The sequence below is a fragment of the Anaeromassilibacillus sp. An250 genome, from assembly GCF_002159845.1.
Lineage (GTDB): Bacteria > Bacillota > Clostridia > Oscillospirales > Acutalibacteraceae > Anaeromassilibacillus > Anaeromassilibacillus stercoravium.
Genome location: NZ_NFJK01000046.1, coordinates 1 through 4,443 on the forward strand (window position 1 = coordinate 1; position 4,443 = coordinate 4,443).

Genomic DNA, 4,443 nt, shown 5'->3' on the forward strand with positions numbered 1-4,443 from the left:
CCTTCCGCCATATCCGGGGACGCGGTAAACTTCGCCGTGAACAGGCTGTCCAGGTCCGCCGGCAGGCCCTCGCCGATCATCTCCGCCAGGTACAGGAAATTCACCTGAAGTTCGCCGTCATGGATGCTGTATTCAAACGTATCTCCCAGCACTTCGTTCGGGACAACCTCTGTACAGGTCAGGCCTTCCGGATACGTCATGATCATCTGCAAGCCTGCCACCGGGCTTTCCAGCGCATCCAGACCGCTGATCGTGCCCTTCACTTCAAACTCGCTGCCCGCTGCTACCGTCTCCGGTGCTTCCAGGCCTAGCGTGACGCCGGTCTCCTCCGGGATTTCGTCGTACTTCAAGAACTTCGCGTCCGCCCAGTTTGCATGGTCGGCCGAGTTGTTGTCCACACGGTCCATCTGCAAACGGATCTTGCTTGCGCCGCGGATGTCGAGGTCCACAAACTTTGCGGGCGTCCGATAGCCCATCACGCCGCTGTCGAACCGCGGGGTTGTCTCGTTGTCCACATAGACGCTGAAACGGACGGTCGAGCGGGTGTCGTTCTTCTGATAGCTGATGCCGACCCAGCTCTGGAAGCGGTCGTAATCCGTTCCGGTCAGGTCGTACTCGATATAGCCAACTTCGTTGGCCGGGGCATGGGCGCCCAGGCCCTTTTCAAAGCGCATCTCACTGACGCCGTCCGCCGCGGTGACCGACATCGGGTTGTTTTCATAGGAAACATCCCGATAAACGGTTCCGCCGTGTACGACCGCATCGGAATAAGAAATGTCGCTCAAATAGTCCGCCAAGCTGGTCGTGCAGAAATGCACCGAATAGTTCAACTCGCCATTCTTGGTGGTCACGGTAATTTGGGTTGTTCCCGGCAGGGAGGTGGCCGGCGTGACCTCAGCTGTAACATCTCCGCCGCACGAAACGGTGACCTCTGGAATCTCCGTCTGCCCTTCCGTGATCGGGACATAATAATCAAACCGGGTAGAATCATATTCCGGAAGTGAAACCCCGTCCACATAGATGTCTGCCAGCCCGGAAATTCCATACTTCACAAACTGCGCATCCGCCCAGTTTGCATGGTCGCCGGAGTTCGCGCCGTTCGTATCGGCTTCCAGAAGCAATTCTTTCACACCGGCAATGGGCACTTGGATCTTCTGGGCGGTGACGTTGGCTCCGTAACCAACCGGCTCTGTCTCATAGAGCAGGACGCCGTCGCCATAGACGCGGAAGATCACATTGCCCATCTTTTCGTCGAGCTTGGCCGCGCTGACGCCGACCGTCGCCTCAAAGACCTCAAAGCCCATTCCAGAGATATCGTAATAAATCCCGGACTGCGCATGGGTTCCCACGCCGTGTTCAAACGTTGTATCCTCTCCATTGATCCGGAGGACCATTGGCACGTTTCCATAGGACTTGTTTTTAGAAATAAAGTTTGCATGGGCATAGGAATTGGACTCCCAATCCAAGGTATCCAAATACGTGGAATCGATCACTTCCAAGCCGCTCAGTAATACAAGGCCCTCGATTGCGGTTTCCAGCTCTGCCGCCGCCTCGTCGATTTCCGCCTGGGAAACCTGCTGCGCATCCAAAAGGCGTTCTGCCTCATTCAAAGCAGCCTCCAAAATAGACCAGGTGCTGGGAGTATAATAGCCCTCGGTCAATACGCTGGCCTTCTGGATGGCTTCTGTCAATGCCTTCTTGGAACGGAGGCCGTCGATCGCCTGCTGCAACGCTTCAGCTGCTGCAACCAATTGCTCCGGCGTGGAAGCATCGTCCGCCAAGAGCGCATTTGCCGCTTCAACCGCTTCCTGCAAAGCGGCCCAGGTCTCCGCCGTATAGGAGGACTCGTCCAGGATCTCCGCCTGGCGCAACAGGCTTTGCACCCGTTCGCGGTTGACGTCGTACACTGGAAGGGTCTCCAACTCTTCCTGGGTGGCCTTTGTGAGTTTGACCGCGTAACCGAAGCCATATTTCAGGTCGCGCTCCAACGTGGTTTCACTGGTGACAAGATATTGTTCGTTTTCCAGGGTCTGCGCGCTCTTTGCGCCGCTGTTCCAGCCAGCGTACGCATCCGCGTCCGCGCCGTCCGCATAGATGTCCGCCACATAGGTGACGCCCTCGTCCAGGAAATCCAACGGCGCCTGGAGCGTGCGTTCAATGGCGGAGAGGCTGCCGACATACCAGTCGCCCGCCTTGCTCTGGCGCGCGTACGTGGCGTACTCGTACATCTTGCCTTCCAGATAGAGGGATTTCGCCCATGTGGTGGGCATATCCTTCCAGAAGTCCATCTTATCCTTGTCCTGCTCCGGCACGCTGTTCGGGTTGGTGTACCAGTACAGCACGTTCATACCGGTGCGGAACAGCAGGGGGGATGCCAGCGCATATGCTTTGGTTCCCTTGCCCGGCCAGCAATAGGTATGGTCGGCCGGCCCCTGGATGGTGCGGGTAAACAGGGTCGCAATGTCCTGCGCGATTTGCGGGTCGGAGTTTCTTCCGATGCCTTCATCGCCCAAAATGCCCTCGGTGCAGAACAGGTTCGGGAACGTGCGCTGCAAGCCGGTGGGGACATATTCGTCGTGGACGGTCATAATCAGATGATGGCGGGCCGCCGCCTCGACGACCTCTTGCATGTAGCTCTCGAACTGCTGGGCGCGCACATGCACAAAGCCGGGTTTCACGCCCTTGACGCCCCATTTTTCAAAATAGGTGAAGAGTTCTTCTGCGCCGTAGCGGTTTCTGCCGCTGGAATCGGGCAGATAGACGCCGTTGACATACAGAATAATTCCTACATCACGGGCGTTCGCATAGTTGCAGATCGCCGGGATGTCCACGTCGGTCTGGAAGGTTCCGGGGGTACCCAGATCCTTATAGACGTCGAAGCCCTTGCCGCGCGTGTTGAACACGCCTTCGCCGGTGTTGTTGTAACCGCCCTCGGTGGCAAAATACTGCTCCAGAAGGATGCGGTCGCTCTCGTACTTATCCGGCTCCAAAGCGGCGGGGTCCAGGCGCGGGTCGCAGTTGACGTCGTATTCCGGGCCATACCAGCCGGTATCGAGCAGGACATATTTAATGCCGCGCTCCTGTGCCTGGTCAACGATGTCCTTGATCGCGGTGGTATTCATCCCGCTTGCTGCACGCAGGCAGGTGCCGGGGTCAACCCACTCCGAGAAATGGTAGGTCTCTTCGTCGGGGGCTTCGTTGAGGTTTTCCACAATAGTGCTGTTCGCCGGGAGCTCGATCTCGCTCTCGCCGATGACGAAGGTACGCCACGGGGTTGCCGTGGGGCTGCCGGCCGTCACGGTGATCTCCGGGCCTCTGGACGGGGAGCCGGATGGGCGGCTCGGCTTATACGAAACATAATTCGCCTTGAGCGCACGCTCCGCAGAAGCGTCCTTTTTCAGCGTCATCACGCCGTAGTTGTCCAGGTTTGCCTCGCAGATGGTCATCGCAGCCCCGCTGGGGTACTGGATGGTCATGGGGCGGTAGTAGGTTGCGCTGGAACTAAAGTTTTCAACCGCAACCTGCACCGGGACGGTCTGGTTCCCGCCGGAATGGACGTTTGCCTTGGCGCCCGCGGGAAACACAAACTGGGTGGTCTCGTCCGTAATCTCGTACGAGTCCCGTCCCTCCGGAACATCCGGCAGCAGATACCGGAACGCTACGCCGGTATCATAAGCGCGCAGTTCCACGGTGATGTCGATCCCGGTGATATGCTCCAGGACGATGGACGCTTGCTCATAGTAGTCGCGGATCTCCGCCTGCTCTCCCACAACGGGGGACCAGGTTTCATCCCCGGAGCTGGTTTCCACGGTTCCCATCGTAAAACCGTTGTTAAACTCTCCGATGCTCGTTTTTAAGCCCATTGCCGATGGCTCAATGAGCGTCTCGCCGCGGGAAACGACGTCGTAATACGGTTTTCCTTCTTCCAGCCAGAAGCGGAGCTGTAGATCCGTCTCAGGCGCTTGAACCACTTGCGCATCTGCTGGCGCGCCCGCTCCTGCTTCCGCCGCTGCGGAAACAGGGGAGACGCAGAAGACCGTCATCAGCATGGATACGCTCAGCAGCAGTGCTAACATTCTCCTTTTCATGGTCTCCTCCTAAACGTTAAATCAAAGTTCTTTTTGCGCGGGATGCGTTTCCTTTGCCTTCTTCTCTTCAATTCCTCCTTTCTATTCCTTTCCATATATATTTTGAATTATATCACAAGCCGAGTTGCTTTGCATCAATTTAATAGAAAATAGAGATATATAATATATTTTATAGTCAAATCATATACGTCTCTTAAATTGACAAATACAAACGCAGCCTACAACGGGCACACAGTGCCTTTCGCGGACCTCCGGTCAGGACGCGGACGCACAGCGTCTTTTCGCGCCTACGGCGGGCACAAAGTGCCTCTCTCGCCTACGGCGTTCCCTAAGAAAGCAAACGGAAAAGAGTTTG

Annotated in this window: 1 protein-coding gene; it reads right to left on the bottom strand. The window is 56.9% G+C overall.

Translation table 11 applies throughout. From position 1 onward, the window contains the following. A partial coding sequence (locus B5F54_RS16910) for an NPCBM/NEW2 domain-containing protein (RefSeq protein WP_140400417.1) occupies positions 1–4,088 on the bottom strand: 4,088 nt, incomplete at its 3' end. Positions 4,089–4,443 lie beyond the last annotated feature (355 nt).